Source organism: Giesbergeria sp., from assembly GCF_028686475.1.
Lineage (GTDB): Bacteria > Pseudomonadota > Gammaproteobacteria > Burkholderiales > Burkholderiaceae_C > Simplicispira.
This window is the reverse complement of record NZ_JAQUCA010000011.1, coordinates 37,368-54,096: the sequence shown is the minus strand read 5'-3', so window position 1 is coordinate 54,096 and position 16,729 is coordinate 37,368. Positions and strand designations below refer to the sequence as shown.

Annotated in this window: 14 protein-coding genes; 6 read left to right on the top strand and 8 right to left on the bottom strand. The window is 53.7% G+C overall.

The window, feature by feature from the left end; translation table 11 throughout:
• Position 1 precedes the first annotated feature (1 nt).
• On the bottom strand, positions 2 to 2,947 hold the full coding sequence (locus PHX60_RS09435; RefSeq protein ID WP_300077021.1) for a DEAD/DEAH box helicase: 2,946 nt from the start codon (positions 2,945 to 2,947) through the stop codon (positions 2 to 4).
• A gap of 28 nt (positions 2,948 to 2,975) precedes the next feature.
• Positions 2,976 to 3,749: a hypothetical protein gene (locus PHX60_RS09430; protein ID WP_300077020.1), complete on the bottom strand. Its 774-nt coding sequence runs from the start codon at positions 3,747 to 3,749 to the stop codon at positions 2,976 to 2,978.
• Positions 3,750 to 4,037: 288 nt separating this feature from the next.
• Here PHX60_RS09430 and PHX60_RS09425 point away from each other — a divergent pair, with 288 nt between their 5' ends.
• Positions 4,038 to 5,138 (top strand): transposase, encoded by a 1,101-nt coding sequence (locus PHX60_RS09425; RefSeq protein ID WP_300077019.1) that lies wholly within the window; start codon positions 4,038 to 4,040, stop codon positions 5,136 to 5,138.
• Positions 5,139 to 5,391: 253 nt separating this feature from the next.
• Here the strand turns inward: PHX60_RS09425 and PHX60_RS09420 are convergent, their stop codons facing one another.
• Positions 5,392 to 5,970 (bottom strand): hypothetical protein, encoded by a 579-nt coding sequence (locus tag PHX60_RS09420; RefSeq protein WP_300077018.1) that lies wholly within the window; start codon positions 5,968 to 5,970, stop codon positions 5,392 to 5,394.
• Positions 5,967 to 7,829, bottom strand: coding sequence for a DUF927 domain-containing protein (locus tag PHX60_RS09415; RefSeq protein WP_300077017.1), 1,863 nt, complete (start codon positions 7,827 to 7,829; stop codon positions 5,967 to 5,969). The genes PHX60_RS09420 and PHX60_RS09415 overlap by 4 nt, the downstream gene beginning before the upstream one ends.
• A gap of 499 nt (positions 7,830 to 8,328) precedes the next feature.
• On the opposite strand from PHX60_RS09415, the gene PHX60_RS09410 reads away from it, so the two are divergent.
• Positions 8,329 to 8,460 (top strand): hypothetical protein, encoded by a 132-nt coding sequence (locus PHX60_RS09410; RefSeq protein ID WP_300077016.1) that lies wholly within the window; start codon positions 8,329 to 8,331, stop codon positions 8,458 to 8,460.
• 324 nt (positions 8,461 to 8,784) lie between these two features.
• On the opposite strand, the gene PHX60_RS09405 is transcribed toward PHX60_RS09410, so the two are convergent.
• Both PHX60_RS09405 and PHX60_RS09400 read right to left on the bottom strand, forming a co-directional pair.
• Positions 8,785 to 8,970 (bottom strand): hypothetical protein, encoded by a 186-nt coding sequence (locus PHX60_RS09405; protein WP_300077015.1) that lies wholly within the window; start codon positions 8,968 to 8,970, stop codon positions 8,785 to 8,787.
• Between the two features lie 362 nt (positions 8,971 to 9,332).
• The gene (locus PHX60_RS09400) at positions 9,333 to 9,584 is read right to left on the bottom strand and encodes a hypothetical protein (RefSeq protein ID WP_300077014.1); all 252 of its coding nucleotides are present in this window, start codon (positions 9,582 to 9,584) and stop codon (positions 9,333 to 9,335) included.
• A 17-nt stretch (positions 9,585 to 9,601) separates the two neighbouring features.
• Here PHX60_RS09400 and PHX60_RS09395 point away from each other — a divergent pair, with 17 nt between their 5' ends.
• Positions 9,602 to 10,354 (top strand): hypothetical protein, encoded by a 753-nt coding sequence (locus PHX60_RS09395; protein WP_300077013.1) that lies wholly within the window; start codon positions 9,602 to 9,604, stop codon positions 10,352 to 10,354.
• Positions 10,355 to 10,797: 443 nt separating this feature from the next.
• Here PHX60_RS09395 and PHX60_RS09390 read toward each other — a convergent pair whose 3' ends face one another.
• Positions 10,798 to 11,700: a hypothetical protein gene (locus PHX60_RS09390; RefSeq protein WP_300077012.1), complete on the bottom strand. Its 903-nt coding sequence runs from the start codon at positions 11,698 to 11,700 to the stop codon at positions 10,798 to 10,800.
• 132 nt (positions 11,701 to 11,832) lie between these two features.
• Between PHX60_RS09390 and PHX60_RS09385 the strand changes: the two genes are divergently transcribed.
• The 3 genes from PHX60_RS09385 to PHX60_RS09375 all read left to right on the top strand — a co-directional run bounded on the left by PHX60_RS09385 (position 11,833) and on the right by PHX60_RS09375 (position 15,695).
• Entirely contained in the window at positions 11,833 to 12,480 is a 648-nt protein-coding gene (locus PHX60_RS09385; RefSeq protein WP_300077011.1) for a ParA family protein, read from the top strand.
• 448 nt (positions 12,481 to 12,928) lie between these two features.
• Complete coding sequence (locus PHX60_RS09380) at positions 12,929 to 13,225, top strand: hypothetical protein (RefSeq protein ID WP_300077010.1); 297 nt, start codon at positions 12,929 to 12,931, stop codon at positions 13,223 to 13,225.
• Between the two features lie 832 nt (positions 13,226 to 14,057).
• The gene (locus PHX60_RS09375) at positions 14,058 to 15,695 is read left to right on the top strand and encodes a hypothetical protein (RefSeq protein WP_300077009.1); all 1,638 of its coding nucleotides are present in this window, start codon (positions 14,058 to 14,060) and stop codon (positions 15,693 to 15,695) included.
• 819 nt (positions 15,696 to 16,514) lie between these two features.
• On the opposite strand, the gene PHX60_RS09370 is transcribed toward PHX60_RS09375, so the two are convergent.
• The gene (locus PHX60_RS09370) at positions 16,515 to 16,676 is read right to left on the bottom strand and encodes a site-specific integrase (RefSeq protein ID WP_300077008.1); all 162 of its coding nucleotides are present in this window, start codon (positions 16,674 to 16,676) and stop codon (positions 16,515 to 16,517) included.
• Positions 16,677 to 16,729: the final 53 nt, after the last annotated feature.

Below are 16,729 nucleotides of genomic sequence, written 5' to 3'. Positions count from 1 at the left end.
CTTAGGCTCCGGCAGGGGTGGCAGCAGGGTGACAAACGGCGGCCAGCACCTGAATCCAAGGCTGTGGCTCGGTGGTCAGGGTGTCGTGTACCCACTGGCGGTAGTCATCAAACACGCGGTTGATTTGCTGGCTGCGCTGCTCAAAGCGGCCGCGTTTGACGGTTTCTAATTGCTTGTCCAGCTCTAGCGTGAGCTGCTCTAGTTGCTTGCCTTGCAGGCGTTGCAACTCGGCCAAGGTGCCTTCTAGGCGTGCGGTTAATTGGGCGGCAAAGGTTTGCTGCTGTTCCAGCATGAATTGGCGCATGGTTTCTACCGCCTGGGGCAAGGCTTGCTGCATGTGCGCTTGCAGGGCGCTTAGGCCATCGGTATGGCCCCGGTTGGGCAGGCCAGCGGCTTTGAGGCCGGCACGGCTGGCAAAGGCATCAAAGGGTTCGAGGGCGAAGCTGCCCTGCCCGATGCGGCTGGCCACTTGCCACTCTACCAAGAGGGGCTGGCCTTTGCGGTTGGGCACCAAGCTCATCAGGATAAAGGCTTGTTCTTCTGGGGCCAGCTTATGGCTTTGCAGCAGCGGGGCTTTGTGGCGGCCAAAATGCGTGACTACCCGGTCGCCCACCCATTCCATGATGGGGTGCTGTGGCCACAGGTAATGCAGTTGGGGCCAGGTGTCTTCTTCGGCGCGGGCTTGGCGGGCGGTTTCGATGGCTGCCATCATGCGCTGGGTGTCGGCGCACAGGGAGTAGTGGTCGTTGGCGGCTTGCACCTCGCGTGGCAGTTGGCGCAGGCGGTCTTGCAGGTCTTTGGGGGCGGTGATGGCGATGATTTTTTCTTCGTCTTGTGCCGCCCATTGGCACAGCGTTTGCCCTTGGTTGAGCTGGGTGAGGGCGGTTTTGGCGTAGTGGTAATCGCTGGCAAACAAGGAGGCGGGCTCTGCAATCTGCGCCAAACTGCTGCCGGTGGTGGGCGCTTGAGGAGCATCATCGGTGTCAGTCCCACCAAAGAGCTGCATCATCCAATCGCCTTCGTTGTCGGGCTCCTCATCGCTGGCTGCTTGGTCCAGCTGGGCTTGCACGGCTTCCGGTTGCAGGCCTTCGGCCATGAAGTTGGCCACTTTTTCGGCTTCTTTTTCTGGGTCAAACACGTTGAGGAAGGCCGAAGGGTCGCCGAGGTTGAGGTAGGCTTGGTCGTCTTTGGCTTGCAGGATTTCCAGAATACGCAGGTCGCCGCGAATCTTTTCGTTCACGGTTTCGGTGAACAGGTAAATGATTTGCGGTTGGTGTTTTTGGCCGTAGCGGTCCACACGCCCATTGCGCTGTTGGAACACCATGAGCGACCAAGGCAAATCAAAATGCACCAGCCGGTGGCAGAAATAATGCAGGTTCAGGCCCTCACTGGCCACGTCAGAACACAGCAGCACGCGGATGGGGTCATCTAAGCGGCCAAAGCGGTCGACCAGTTCTTGCTGCTCGGTGTCTGACATTTGCCCGTGCAGCACGGCCACTTGGTTCGGCTTGAGCTTGAGGTCTTGGCTGAGTTGTTTTTCTAGCCAGCGCAGGGTTTCAATGCGCTCGGAGAAGATAACCAAGCGGTCTTGGGCATTTTGAACTTGCCAGCCAAAAGCGGCTGAGGTCAGTTGCTGCAACAGGCGTTGGTATTTGCTAAAACCGCTGGCGGTGGCATCCTCAGTCAGGGCGCGCAGGCAGTGGGCTAGTTCTTGCAAGCCTTCGACTTCTTGGGCTTCGGCGGGTGTGGGGCGGTGTTTGCCGGTGAGCAGCTCGATGCGCTTCAGGGTAGATTCCAAAGCCGCAGCAGGGCTGGAGAACAGTGCCTTTTGCATCCCTACACGTTGCAGCTGGCTGGATAGACCGCCTTTGCGCTGGCCCCCTTGCGTGAACGATACCTCCAGCAAAGCGCGGTAAGCGGCCTCTTCTTGGGCACTGGCGGCTTGGCGCAAGCACAGGGTTTCGCGTTCTTGAAAGTCGCTGGTCACCTGGTCTTTGATGTCTTTTTTGAAGCGCCGAATCACCAAACCCTTGCTGCGAAAATCATCCGGCGTGTAGTGGTCGGGGTCGGAAATGGCTGTAGGGTCAAGCAGGCTCATGAGCGACGCAAAGCTGCGCGCTGAGCCATCGTGCGGCGTGGCCGACAGCAGCATGAGGGTATCTGAGCGGTTGGAAAGCAGCCGGGCTAAACGGGCGCGGCGCGATAAACCTGATTCACCGGCACGGGCAGCCACGTTGTGGCACTCATCAATCACAATGATGTCCCACCAAGCGTTTTCTAGGTAGTTGCGGTACTCCAAATTATTTTTGAGCGTATCCATCGAAATGATGCTGCGGTCAAAATAATTGAAGGGGTTGTGGTTGGCCGGAATGCGATTGCGTACCCGTCCGAGGCCGAGTGAATCCAAGCGCGTGAGGGGGATAGAAAAACGGCTCCACCATTCTTTTTGGAACTGGGTAAGCATGGCTTTTTGCGTGACTACCAAGATGCGCTTGCCGCGCCCACGCTGGATAAGTTCGGTGGCCAGAATGCCCGCTTCTAGCGTTTTACCCAAGCCCACGGCATCGGCAATCAGGATGCGCGAACGTGGCTGTCGTAAGGCTTGCAAGGCCGGGTCGAGCTGGTAGGGCACCACATTCATCACGCCCCGGTGCCCAAGATGCACCTTGTCGTCGTTGGGCACGCTGCGCCGGCGCAGGCTTTCTAGGTAGAGGATGGAGGCGTTGTAGGTGGGGCTGACATCGGGCACCAACTCGGTTTTGCTGGGGTCGAGGACTTCGATGGTGTCTTCTAGCGCGGTCAAAAACAGCGCATTCTGGCCACGTACCAAGTCAGAAATACCATCACAGGTGAGCAAATGGCCACCATCGGTAGCGGGGTCCACGCGGCGAATCAGCCACTCTTCGTCTCGGATAACGGCGCGTGCGCCGGGGGCAAATGTGAGCATGTGGCGGTATGGTTGGTGTTGTGTGCCTTTAGGCGCTGGCACCCAGAGGGCTGGCGTTGCTTTGGTGTTGGGTATACAGTTCGCGCAGTTTTTCACGCAAAGAGCTCATGCCGCCGCTGACATAAACCCAATTGCCGTGGACTGCACGCACACTTTCTACCGACGCATGGCGAATAAAGTCCGTCATGAAAAGGACGGGGTTGTTGCTTTTTGACAAGGCTACCAGCTGGGTGCTGTTGCGTGCGTTGGCAGTCACAAATGCCAGTTTGGCAAATTTAAAATCGTTTTTAATCATATGCGCTTGCCCTGGCATCAAGCCTACGATGGTGGCGGTAAAAGTTTTTTCACCTTTTTTTGGTGTGCGCCGGGGGTCTCTGGTCAGTACAGTATCACTGGTGTCTTGTGGGTCTTGGATGTCCACGGGTCTGGGGGCGGCTACGGGTTCTGCAGCCGCCGCCTCAGGGGTAGATGGCGATGGTGTCTTCTGTGTCACCTGCGCTTCAGGGGGGGCTGGCACAGGGGCTGGGCTTGGTGGCGGTGCTGTGCTAGAAAAAGGCTGCACCATCGGCTGCGCCAATAAGTTAATCGGAATCTGGATAGGCTGAATCTGCGCCAAAGCAGCGGCAATTTTGCTGTGCACGTCTTTGGTTGCTTCAGCAATCATCGCGTTGATTTTTGCTGCGATTTGTTGACGCAGTGGCTCTGTCAGTGCATCCACAATCGAGGAAGCTACCGATTGTGCGATGCTCTGACAGGCTGTTTGCAATGTGCGCGCATCTGGGGTGGTTATGTGGTCTGGCATAAAGCGGCTCCGTTTCAAAAATAGATTTATGGCCCCAGATGCAAGCTTGCCGTTTGTACCTAAGGCAAAATTTCTGCGGCAGCGCGGCAATCAGGCAAGCGCCGACAGACTAATCTATCGGAGCTTACCTGTAGCTTTAAAACGAAAATTTTTCGTCAGCCTCTGATGGCACCAGAACAGGATACCAAAGTGGCAATGACCGGAATCTTCGCGGCAAGCCTCGGGGTTCAGCCCGAGGTTCGAGCGAACAGGCCGGTACGGCCTGTTGTTTTTCGCATCGCGTAGCCTATGATATTTACTGTGAGTACCAGCACCAAAACCCTCCAACTGCGTATCAAAGACAAGCACGCCAAAGTGCTGCGTCAGATGGCGCGTAAGGTCAATCAGGTCTGGAACCACGTCAACGAGGTGTCGGCCAAAGCGGCGCGGCCTTTCCACGGCAAGCCAAAATTTTTGTCCGGCTACGACCTGCAAAAATGCACCGCTGGCTACAGCAAGTGCGATGATGTGAAAGTAGGCAGTGGCACAGTGCAACTGGTGTGCGTGGAGTACGCCACGCGGCGCAGGCAGTTCAAAAAAACACGGCTTAATTGGCGTGTCTCCAATCCAAAATCATCCAAGTATTCATTGGGCTGGATACCCTTCAAAGGTGGGCACGCCAAATACAAAGCCGGACAAATCCACTTTGCAGGCCAAAAATTCAGCTTGTGGGACAGCTACGGCCTATCCAAATATGAGTTGCGCGGTGGTTCATTCACCGAAGACAGTCGAGGCCGCTGGTATTTCAATGTCACTATTGAGATGCCAGAATTTATCGGCCCCCGACTGCCTGCCCCAGCCGTAGGCATCGACCTTGGCCTCAAAGACTGCGCCACGGCATCCAATACGCAACAATTGCATGGGCGCTGGTATCGTCAGCATGAACTGGCCTTGGCCAAAGCACAGCGGGCCAACAAGAAAAAGCGCGTCAAGGCGATTCACGCCAAAATCAGGAACCAGCGCAAAGACGATATGCACCAGTTCAGCACAACGCTGGTGCGAGAAAACGCCGCCATCTTCGTGGGCGACGTGGCCAGCGCAAAGCTGGTTAAAACCAAGATGGCCAAGAGCGCGCTGGATGCGGGCTGGTCATCACTAAAGACGATGTTGGAAACCAAGAGCCATCAGGCCGGTATTGTCTTTATGGAAGTCAACGAAGCGTATTCAACCCAGACTTGCTCGTGCTGTGGGAGTATTCCCGCCAGCAGTCCGAAAGGTAGGGCAGGACTTGGAATAAGAGAATGGACTTGCAGCGATTGCGGGGCGGAACACGACCGCGATGTGAACGCGGCACGGAACATTCTTGCGGCGGGCCATCGTCGTCTAGCAGTAGGAATCTTCGGGGTTTAGCCCGGAGAGGATGTCAACCAAGCATCCACCATCTCGAGAACACCGCAGAACACCATAAAACAGGGGTGGTGTTCTGCAATTTTTTGGACGTTTTCCCTATGTAGATAAGGATACAGAACACCAGAACACCAAGAACACAAAAAAATACAAGCTCGCGCAAGAATCTCAAATTTAGACCGATAGCTTGCCCGGTCTAGATAGCGCCAAAAACAAACCCGACACATAGCCGGATGTCTTGCTCGATAGCTTTGTGCTAGTCGGTAAAAGCCTTGTCTGTTGCTTGCTTCAATAGTTCACCTATCGAGCACAGTGGGCCACGGCTACGCCCACCCGCTATGCACTGGGAGCACTGCCAGTAATGGGTTTGAAAAGCTCTATCGGCCTCCCGCCATGCCTGTGCTTGGTCAAACTTTGGCAATGGCTTGGTGGCCCGTTCTGGGGCCATTGCCATTGCTGGGGTTTTGGTCTTTGGCAAAAGACTTTGCAGGTAGGCTGCAAGTTCGCCACGTAGCTCTACGGGTGTGGCTGCAATATCTGCGCGCCAGTCTGCGCGGGCCTTGTCACTGGCGTTGGTTGTGTCGCAAAGCTGCATGGCTATCGCCAACAATCCGGAGTCAGATTCCGGTAAAACCGGTGCAGCAGTATGGGCCAGTTCTGTGCTTTTTCTTTGCCCTTCTACTTTTTCCGGTGTTCTGGGGGTTCTGGATGTTCTGGGAATGCTTTCTCCCAATGAAACTGGGGTATTTTGCGCAGGAACACTGAGGCTTTTTTCCGGATTCTGCGGTGTTCTGGGAGCCACTTTCAGGCGCTCGATAAGGCTTTCAACCGTCATACCCCTCCCTCATCATCAATAGCAGAGCAGGGATAGACTTCATACACGCGGTTTTTATGGCCTTGAATGGTCAGACTCTTAGAGCTTCTCCCGTCATTGCCAGGCGGTGGCATCATGCCCACTTTCTGTAGGTGGGCGATGGCGAGGCCAAAATCAAGGCCCGTTAACGCTTCGCGCATTCCTACACTGTTGAACAGGTAAACCCGACCCTTATCGCCGTTGCGCCAGTAGCCAGCCCGGTCACGTATCAGCAGGGGGCGAGCTGGGTCTGGCAATGTATCCGCATCGCTAAACCGGCTGTCGCCATGCTTGTCGATAAAGTCGGTCATGGCTTGCACAACTTGGCTTTGTTCTGAGTTCCTACCCTTGCTGTCGCGTGCATTGCGCCATGCTGCAAAGCCAGTACCAGCAGCGCGTATGGCTTCACCTTCGGGCCATCCTGTTATGCCGTAGAGGGTGGCCAGTTCACCAGCCATTGCCAGCACTGCGAACCGGCTTGCAACACGCTGTTCTTGCCCCTCCCCGTTGGTGCTGAATTCAGACCTAGCACGTATGGTTGCCAACAGTTCGACCAAATCTGCCTTTTCGGCTGCCAGATTGGCTACAAATGCCCTACCAGCGTGCCCATAATGGGCCTTGGCCTCGTTCTTGATGCTGTCGGACAAGGCACAGCCATCGGGGTGGTGGTGCAATTTATCCCATACGCCATGCGCCCTGTCCCCACATGGCACGTCAAAAATCCGTACCTCTTGCCCAGCCTTGATACGGTAGCCACCTTCGGCCATGCTGGTAGCAATTGAGCGTTCACCATTGGACAGCACCGACACGCGCCAGCGGGCCACCTTGCGAACCCCCCCTGCTCTATCTGCACGCTGCTTGCCTTGCCCGTTGCCAAGCATGTAAACCGTTGCCCCCACGTCCTTAGGGTCGGCTTCGCTGATTTCATCCAAGGCCAATAGGCAGTCATTAAATGCAGCTGCCACTGCCTCTAGCCCGTTGCTGGTAGTGAGCCATCCACGTTTATAGGCCGGACTTCCCCATACACTGACAGCACCAATCATTAGGCTACTTTTGCCGGTAGAGGATGCGCCTATCAAGTGTGGCCCCCCACTTTCAGCGTTTACCTTCACCAGCACCGGGCCTGCAAAAGCAGCGCAAAGCGACAGCACCAGCATGGGATTACCCACGGCCATTGCTGCAATCCCAGACTGCCAGCCCTCTAAGGTGCCAGCGGTGCCAAATTCGCTATCGGCCTTGAATTCGCTTTGGTACACCACACCAGCACTATCCGGGCCGATAGTGCCATCGGGCAAGACGAAAGCTCGGAAATTTTTATCTACCCACCCTGTTTGGCCAACACAAAGCAGGTTCTTTTCAGGATGTTGGGTTTGCAGATACATTGTCAGTGCGTCCCGTCCCTTCGGGGACAGCTCCACCCCCATGCTGTACAGAACGGCGCGCAAGTCAGAACCATCGCTAGCCAGCATGTGCATGGGCATGGCCCATTCATGCCAATTACCACGTGTGTTTTTAAAGCGCAACATACGGCCATAGTTGCCATCGTGTGCATCAGCAGTAACCGCTTCGACATACAAAGGGCTGCATATCCACTGCTGGGTGGGGACTGGAGTAGTATTTTGACCACGGCCCACAGACTTCATATCGAAAAGCCAAACACCGGGACGAAACTTTTGCCCATCCTCACTATGCCAGTCTTCAAAAATTCGGTAAGTGGGACGCTCGTTTTCAGCGGGTATGCGTTTGTCTTTACTGACTTGGACATGAGTGCGCGCAGCCGATGGAAGATTCTGATGAAGGTTGGATAGAGATAGAGGTTTATTTAATTCTGGAACTTGCATTTCATTTTTACAATTTTTTGACTGGGAAGTAGTAATACCTACCATGAGGACACAAAGAAATTTAGCTCATAAATTGACGTATTCCCAACTTTTACATTAGAAACACATCACCAAGCAGTGCATAGCTCAGGCTAACCACAAACAGAAATTAGTTGCTTGTGCAGTTAGCTTCTGTGCAGTTAGCTTCTGTGCAGCACTGAACACAATTTTTATTGTTCTATTTGAAAAATTCAGAATGAAAGAAGGCTGATTTGCATGAGCTTTCGATTCGCTACACAGAAAATGCACACATCCAAGAGGCAAGTTGTGCCGGACGAAAAAGCCCACTCTCAGCGAGCCAAGAGGAATCGGTTACAGGTTAAGCAGGCGCTTTTTGCAAGCAAAGGACTTCCAAGTCCACGGCGATGGGCAGCATCTGGTGCTGGTAGGATGACCCGAAATTTGGGCGCAAAATAACACCATCGACCAAGCGGCAAAAGCCTTGGTGGAGCAGTGGCACTTGATTTGCAACCTCACGAGCATGGTGCAACCGCTGCTCAGCATGGCGAAAGCGGCGGACTTGGGTGGCCCGTTGGTTGATGAAATCGAGGCGGCAGCAACGAAAGCGCACCAAGTTCTGACCCAAGCATGAGATAACGACCGGCCAAATTTGGCCGGTCGTCCATGCAGCAACTCCACCCCCATCGGGTGGCTTTTTTTCGTCCTCTGCCGGACGCAGCTTTGGGGATTTGCACCCCGACACGGTACTTAAAGAAGAAGAAAGCAGCACGCAGGCTGTGCCAAACCTACGTACCCACGCCCTCACGGTAACGTGGCCCCCGATACCGCCGCCAGCAGGCTCAGTCGCATCGGAACGGCGCTCTACGCGAGCAGCGTGCGCTAATTCAGCAGCCCTTGGGCCACCACGGAGCGCAAACCCCGTCTTTTCGCATCCCCCTACGCCTGACCTGAAGTGTCAATCCACCCCCATCAGACGCACTGGCCGCCACGCCAGCAGATTCCTTCTTTCTTTGGCAGTTGTTGTCTCCATGCGTCCATAGCGCTTCTGCACCGTTCCTGTTGCCGTCTCCCGCGTTAGTGCAGCGCCTAAGCCGCCTTCCGTATCGATCAGCACCCGTACACCAGCAAAAGCCAACGCCATGCACACACCTGTTGTCCCATTGCCGCCCAGTTCGCACCGTGCAGCACACATCGTTTTGCCCTTCTTGCCTACCAAAGCTGCTCAAAAAATAAGCAAATTACCTACCAAAAAATTTCTCTTTTTCAATCTGTGTTGCGCTCTGTAGCTAATGTAGCAAGCTAAGTTGTTGATTTTGCTAAGTTTGTTCCTCTGTTCTTTGACACTCTGTGTTGAATTGTTGAGATCGGCTCCGAGCTAAAAAACCCCATTTACCGTAGGGTGAACAAAAAAAACGGGAAAGCTTACGCCCCCGTCTATTGATGGTCTCTTGATAAAACTTCTTGATGCTCTATTCCTGCAAGCGCAGTTGCTGAGTACATGAATCATAACCCGCCCCCCACCCAGATCGCAAACTTGAAAGATTCAATTTTTCGCGTATCTTTTGAAGAAAAAAAGCATACGCCGACCCGCAGAATCCAGTTCAAGGGCGCTGGAGAATTTTTTCTAATTTTTGGAAAAATTTTCTGATTCTGGGGAAAATTTCCTGATGTCAGGAATTTTTTTTCGATTCTGGGGAAATTTTTCCCAATTCGTGAAAATTTTTCTTGAGTTTGGTTTTTTTGATCTTTAGCCACAAACTTTGGGTTGTCACATGACTAAGAAGACACAAAACAGGAAGATGCAATCGGAATCGCTGTCCACGGTCAGAGTTCGGCTTCTATTGAAAGCGGATGACGTGGGCTTGGAGCCGCTGTTTTTTCACCTCCAAAGCCTCCCAACATCAGTTGCACGCTCCAACTTCGTCCGTGCCCTGCTGGTTGCGCCAGTGGTGATTGACCGAAGCCTGCTGGATGTATTGGGCCAAACATCGATGGATGGAGAGGTAGATGGCACCCTTCCCGTAGAAATCAGCATCAGCCAACGTGATGCTGGGTTGATGGATGTCTTGCGAGAACTCAACGCGATCTCTGGCTTGAGCAATCGCCGCCTCTATATCAAGCGCCGCCTTGTCTTTCTATTTGCAGTGCATGGCGTTAGCCGTAGCGCCACCTTGCTGCTGCAATATGCGAATCAAACAATGCGCCAAGCTGTTATGCCTAATGCAGCTGCTACCGAGGCTATCAGCCCTGTCAATCAGCCATCGCCATTGGAAGAAGCCCCCGCTACTACCAGTAGTCCGATTCTTCATTCCCCAATTCAACCCATTCAAATAGAGCCTACCAAAGCACCAGTTCAGCACGCAGCGCCACTACCAAGACTCAATGCAGACGATGGTGTCATGGATTTTTCACCAGTCAAAAGTGAAAATGAGGATCATACCAAAGCACAAAAATTATTAAGTAAGGGTACCAAGTTCACAAAATTCAAAGAAAACGCTAGATTTTTTGGAAACATGAATAAATAAACGTGGCTAGTTAAATTGGTAGTGGTGTTCAATTGACTGATTTTTTGCAACCATTCCCAAAGTCATGCACTACCAAACTAACGATCTGGCGTGTAGTTTCATAGAGAAGGCTGTGCGGTGACAGCATGAGGCTTATCATGAAAATAATGCTGAATTACAGCAAATCAGTCAAAGATTGACCACTACCCAAAGCAGAAACTCTCATCGAAGCCATCCAAGACTTCTTTGGCGACACCAGCCACACCCGTGAAGAAACGATTGCAGGGTTGGAGCGGGTACAGCAGCACATCAATCTGCTTTTGGAGACAGTGGTGGATGACGATTCCGCAGATTAACAGTAAAAACACAGCGAATTTTCGACGTGCCTAGCGCAAGCTAACCTTCGCCATGCAGCAGCGCCACCCTATAAAAAAGGGTGGCGTTTTGCATTTAGCAGGAGAGTTTTACACCGAAACAGGCGAATCGCGGGGCTGGCCTTGGTGGCGAATCAGCGCAGTGCGTGCCCAGCCGAATTGCTTAGACGGCTTGGGCTTAGGGTTGTAGGGGATGATGTGCTTGACGCGCACTTCCTGCACACGAGGTTTTTTAACCACCTTGGGCAAGGCTACAGCCCAGAGCAAAGCGCCCATCACTTCCAAGGCGATGGATTGCATGAGGGAAGTCATGGTGGCCACGGTATCGGCCTCGATGCCCAATAGGCGGGCGATGGAGGCATCCACGGCATTGACACCAGCTTGGGTTACCCTAGCGCCATGTGCCGCTACTGCTGTTGACAAACTGGAGCGCAGGTCTTCAGCACGCAAGGCTTGGGTGCGCTCGTCTTGTAAAGCGCCTGTTTTGGCTTGAGCAATGTCTAGCGCAGCCGCAGCAGAGGTGCAGCGTGCACCTTCTTTGGCTTGGCAACGCTCTAGTACAGCAGCGGCTTTGGCAACTGCCACCTGTGCGCTGGCGAGGTCTGCCGATACCAGCGGCAAACCACGCGCATCAATCAAAGCCAGCTCTTGTTCATAGCGTAGTACCTCGGGTGAAGGAGGGACTTCGGCCTGGCGCTGCTGGCCCATGTGGCGCTTTTCGCTGTCGAAAAAGTAAGCGTGGTTGTAAAGCGTCACCAGCACGCAAACGGCAAACACGCCTTGGCCAATACGACTACCACGGGCTAAAGCTGGTAATAAATGGCTGCCCACTACCATCACCAAAGCCAATGCCACAAACATCACTGCTCCAGCCATGCTGGTAGAGCGCTCCATCGCTGACATACCGGCCATGCCAGCACAAACCAGCGTTACCACGGTAGCCAAAGCACCAGAAATCCAGCGGGTGGCGGTGGGGATGTGATAGCTACTCATCAGGATTTTTTAGTACAGGGGATTGCAATAGATCAATTGTATTATATGATAGCTATCTAAATCAAAAGATAGCTATCTATTTATCTATCTACCACGCAGTAAGATAGCTATCTCGTGCTGGAGAAAAACTCAATGACCATCTATGCAGTGGTAAACACCAAAGGTGGTGTAGGAAAAACCACCACCGCCATTCATTTAGCAACCATGCTTGCCTACCAAGGCAAGACGCTACTTATCGACGGCGATCCACAGGCCAGTGCCGCAAGTTGGGCAGCGTGGCGGCGAGAAAGTGGGAGCCATACACGCAACCCGACAACCGCTTGTCTGATTGGAAAGGCCATTCTGACCGAAGGAAGGCCGTTAGCCTGCGGGTTTCAGCATGTGGTCGTGGATGCTGGAGGACGTGACTCAGCGGGCTTGCGTTCATCCCTTTTGCTGGCCCAGCGTGCAGTGATTCCGGTGGGCGCATCCAACCTAGATGCCGCAGCGATGACCGATTTACTCATGGTGGTAGAACTGGCACGGGATTACAACCCCGATCTGGATGTTCGAGTGCTTTTAACCCGTGTTGATCCCCGTAGCAAAGATACTGCCGATATGCTGGAATTCTTACAAGAACAAAGACTCAATGTCTTGACAAGCAAAGTGTGTGAGCGCGTGGCGTTCCGGCGAGCCATTGGCGAAGGAGCGATTGTGCAAGAACTAGGCAAAGACAGCGCAGCAATTGCCGAGATTGAAGCATTTTTCCACGAGGTGACTGCGTCAACTACCCCGACCTGAAGGTTGGAGCTTGGAAGGCGAAAGCCTTACAAGTTCGGGTTGACCAGACTAAGCGCCCCGGATGCCTTAATCCGGGCTTCATTGCCGAGTAAAGCGGGCGCTACGTTGTGTGCAGGTGCGAAGACTCACCTTGGGATGCTTCCTTAGTCCCAAGCTCTGAAAGTTCTGGTTGCAGACAAGCGACAGGGTAAGCACGAAACGGATTGGAACCGCCCGCAAGGGTAAGCCGATACGCAACATTGTCGAGGGGAGCCGCACCGCAAGGTGCGCGTCACTATGCCCTTACGGGCAGAGCCGCAAGGCCCAGCAGAGGTGAAAAGCCTCGCACTAATTTCTGTCAACCGGGCCATAGAACGGACGTGAGCAGGTAACAGCCCGAGGCAAGGAACGCCATGCGTTCCGCGCTCTACCTCCCCGGCATGAATGCCGAGGTTTCACGCACAAACTGATGAATCGGATGCGCGGCAAACCTGACCTATCTGGTATCACCCCTCCCCAGAAAGACCCTACCGCCTTTCTCGAAGGTGCCAGGGAAAACAGCATCACTCCAACGCCGTCCAGTTCTGTTTCAACCTCTGCCGCCGAGCTACCACCAGTACCCACCGTGCAAAAACTGTTTCGCATCCGTTGGGACATTGCAAAAGCACTGAAGAACGGGGCAATTGCGGAATCGTCTCCAGGCCGTCGTGTAACCGAGACAGAGATTGTCGAACGCCTGTTAAAGCAATATTTGAAAATTGATTGATAGCTAGATAGCTATCTAAAAATTGGCGGCGGAGCTTTACCTTACGCAGGAGGGATGTCCTGCGCCCGCAATTTTTTTCAAGTTTGTATCAAAACTGCGGTACCATACACCTGTTTTGTTCGCACAAAGCAAAAAGCCTACAGCCACCCTGAGAAAGTTACTGTAGGCCCGCCGCGAACGCCACATCAACCATCCTGTGCCTTGCACACCGGAAATCTGCGTTCGCCTGTTTGTGCGGATTTTAGCGGATTTTTGGTGCAAGCGACACAGAATGACCTTATATGTTAAAAAATGTCATTCCGCACCGCCTACGCCTTGCATCCAATTCAGCACGCCAGCCGCAACGGCTATGCTCATCGCTGTAGCCTCCAGCAGGCTACAGCAAGCGTCCACGCACAACGAAAAACAAGTTCCTATTGGGGAACATCTAAGCATTGCTACAGGCAAAGCATGTCCGTTCAGTGCCCCAACTACCTGACACGCTGCACCCAAGACATGCAGCGCAAGGAAATTCCTAGCACACTTTTGAGCCATTTCCAGCTCGAAAGATTCACAGTCGGCTATCTTCAATCGTTTCAGATTTTCTGTTTTTCGCAGGACAATCTGCACAATTGCTCCACAGGGACACACCAACCATCTAATTCTTGACCTTTACCACACCGTAAAACGACAAAAGCCGCTTCTGTACCAAGAGAAGCGGCTTTCATCGGGTTGCCCATGCTGCCCCACCAAGAACGAGTCCTAGAAAAAACAGCGCAAATACATAGTTGCGCCGATTTTAGAACTTTTCTGTGGCAGTTGGCAACACGGGGGATTTTTCGCCCTCAAAAAAATGACTGCCACACTCTCATCTAATGAATTTGCTTTACCTGCACCCTATCCGCCGAGCATTGCCCGTGCGGCAGACCGTGCCACCGATTGCCGCATTGCAGCCATCAGTGCCTTAAAGCCCTACGCACGCCTACTACTGCAAGCCGTGGTTCGCAGTATCCAAACGAAGGACATTACCAATTCCGTTCGCATCAGCAACGAACGGTTCGCACAAACGCTGCATGTCAGCGTGAACAAAATTTGCAAGATCAAGAAAGAACTCGAGAGCAAAGAGTGGATTGTTCGCTCCCAAGTGCAATCGCGCAAACTTGGGATGCAGGTCAGCGACATTTTCTTGACCCCTTGGGCCTTGCAAACACTGGGACTGGTCAGTGCCCGTGCCAAAGACCATCCGGTAATGCCCATTCCCAGCGAAGATCAAATTGCTGTTCGCGCCGCCGTGGAATTGCTAGAACCAGCACCTGCCCAACACATCAAGATCGAAATCGAAACAAACGGCGACCAGCCAGCCCCTGTCGCCCAACCAGATGCGCCTGGCACCAGTGAAGCCCCCGTGGTGGCAGCCAATTCCGATCCGCAAGCTGCTTACTACGCCAATAACCAAGTGCCCGACGACCTCATGCCACTGCGCCATTTGGGATTGCGAGCATCTGCGATTCGCAAGCTCATGGGCATGGCCAGCAAAGCGGGCTTAATGCTGGGCCACATCGTTGAACTGGCAGAAGATTCGATTGCCAAGGCCAAAAATCCCTACGCTTACACCGTTAAGTTACTCAGTAGCAACATCGACTGGCAAGGCCGATTGGCAGCTAAACGCCAGCGGGAAGCGCAGCAACAAGAAGCCGCAGCGCAAGAGCAGCAAACGACAAATGATGCCAGCACTTTGCGCCAAGCCTTGGCCCAGACGGGCTTGTTGTCCAGCGAAAAACGCCTCTATGTTTGGCAGTGGAACAGCAGCAGCGCCGTGCTGGAGCGCACCAAGATCGAAAATTTCGTATGCAACCCGCTATTGGCAAAATGGTCTGTAGTGCTGGACACCCCATCCATCGCGCAGGCCATACGCGATGGAACGATTTTCGCGGTAACAAAAGAGCAACTGGAGCAATGGCAAACGGCACCATCGGATGATGCAGATGCAGATGCACCACCTTTAGTGTTCACACCACCGACCCCAGCACCGGCAAGCGAAGCGGTTGTCCAACCTCCAATTGAGGACGAAGGGCGCGTCCATCCTTGGCATGGCACGCCTGTAGCCGCAAACATGGACGCACTGTTTGCAGCTGCAAGTGCATCACCACAGCGATGGCTATGCAACCCGACGAGAAAAACCGTGCTTTTCAGCGTAGATAACGACTGGATACGCATGGCGAAGGTGCAGGAAGTGCAGAGTAAGGAAACGCACAAGGTTCAATGGCTGGCTGTACCCCCTAGCGATGTGACCAAGGTGGCCCAGCTTCTGCAAAAAGGCCAGCTCATCCCCGTCGATAAGGCCACGGTGCAAAGCTGGCAGCCATCGCCGCCCCAGCGCGAAGCGGCACCGCCAGAGATGGCCCCTGCGACAAAAGCAACAGACTCCTCTACGCGCAAACCGGGCTGGCAGGGATTGGGTAATTTGCTAGGCGGTTTCGCCCCAGCCTGACAGCGGGAAAACTACCGGCCAAATTTGGCCGGTTGGAAAAATTCAACTGGCCCACGCCAAGGGCAGAAATAGCATCGGCTGAAACAGGGGCCGAGGTTTTTTTGTGCCCGCTCACCACCTTCCACCCCCATCTTTTGCGCTAAAACACGACCGGCCAAATTTGGCCGGTCAGGAAAAAAGCGAACTGGCCCATGCCAAGGCCAGAAGCGGCATCGGCTCAAACAAGGGCCGAGATTTTTTAGCACCCGCTCACCACTTTGTACCGCCATCCTTGCGCCAAAGTACGACCGGCCAAATTTGGCCGGTCAACGAAAAACCGCACAAAGTCCAAACTTGGACTCATGGCTCCCCTACTTTTCGTAGTGCAAAGCCGTCTTTGCGCTCCACAAGCTCAGTTGTAGCGCGTACAGGCTCCACAAAAGCCCGCCTTAGACCCGGACGACTCAAACCCGTCCCCAACCCGTCCCAGCCCACGGCACCCACCCAGTTTTTTCTTCATATAGCGTTCACCCAAAACGATGAACGCAGCGTTCACCGAAAAAGCAAAGCGCCCTAATAACTATCCCAATCTTTCAGAGAACAGTTCCCAAGGGGTAGAACGGGCTTCGCGTTTTTGCTAATTTTTAAAGCACTCTCCCAATTCAAGATGCCTCTTGGCACAACGTCCCCAAATACCGTTTACCAGGAAAAAACACACTGTCTGCGCTGTGCTAACGCCTGCTAGGCCATACGCGCTGTGCCCAAGCACTAGCCAACCGCTTTGCCTAGCTCATCCGTGCGACGCTGAATCGGCGCACGACCGCAAATATTGATGGTGGTTTAGATACTGGAATGGCCCATCTGTGCCTGAATCACATCGAGCGGCACTTGCTTGGCCACCGCCCTGGTGCCGAAGGTGTGCCTCAGCCAGTGGGTTGATGCTTTGGCCAACCGGAACCTTTCTTTTTCCGGTAACGTAGCGGCTACTACCGCTTTGCTCATCCAATCCCGGAAATGCTCATACAGTGCGCCTGATAGCCTATCGCTTGCATAGG